This window comes from Synechococcus sp. R3-13 (assembly GCF_047462195.1).
Classification (GTDB): Bacteria; Cyanobacteriota; Cyanobacteriia; order Thermostichales; family Thermostichaceae; genus Thermostichus.
Window position 1 is genome coordinate 1 of record NZ_JANSIO010000046.1, and the last position, 919, is coordinate 919.

A 919-nucleotide genomic window follows, 5' to 3' on the forward strand; every position below is an offset into this window, starting at 1 on the left:
GAGGAATACTTTGCCCTGGAAGCTGAATCAGAGGCCACAGGCGGGATCCGCCGTGAATTTCGCAATGGGGAAATTATTGAGATAACTGGCGGCACACCCATTCATAGCCAACTGATTACCAGTGTCAATGCCCTACTTTGGCTTAAGCTAAGAGGCAAGGGTTTTTCCGTTTTTTCTAGTGATCTCAGACTTTACATACCTGCCTTCGAACAATATGTCTATCCCGATGGTATGGTGATCCAAAACCCAGTTCAGCTTAAAGAAGGGCGCAAGGATACTGTCACTAACCCTATCTTAATTGTGGAAGTGCTCTCGCCTGCCACCGAAAGCTACGATAGAGGAGCGAAGTTTGCTGCCTATCGCTCTCTCCCAACTTTACAGGAGTATCTGCTAATTAACCAAGCTCGAATCAGTGTAGAACACTACCGCCGCCAGGGAAATGTCGAGTGGATCTTCAGGGACTACCATGCCCTGGATGATGTTGCTACGCTGCCGTCTGTCAACATCACTTTTTCCCTGGCAGACATTTACGGTGATATTGAATTAGAGCAAGATTCAAATGCAACACGCTCCTGACAAGAACCTACTCCCCCACTTGAAACGTAGATGAGGCAAGTTGGGAATGCCTGAAGTGATTCTGCTAGATATCTACATCCGGCTCTGGCTAGGGTTACACGGCTATGCCATAAAAGACTATTAAAGGATGAGATGGGCGACAATGTTTGCAGAAGTATCTAGGGCGTTTTAACTCATTCAAGGAAGGAAAAACTATGACTGCTACCTATGCTGTGTCTTCTAAGCCAATGACTTTTGCTGAGTTTCTGGAGTGGAAACCTAACAGACGATACGAACTACACAACGGAGTTGCGGTTGAGATGCAACCCACAGGGAAACATGATGAAATCAGTGGTTTTCTTGC

At 46.4% G+C, this 919-nt stretch carries 1 protein-coding gene; it reads left to right on the forward strand.

The genetic code is table 11. The annotated features are described in order from the left end of the window. A partial coding sequence (locus NW856_RS01515) for a Uma2 family endonuclease (protein WP_414398738.1) occupies positions 1 to 576 on the forward strand: 576 nt, incomplete at its 5' end. Positions 577 to 919 lie beyond the last annotated feature (343 nt).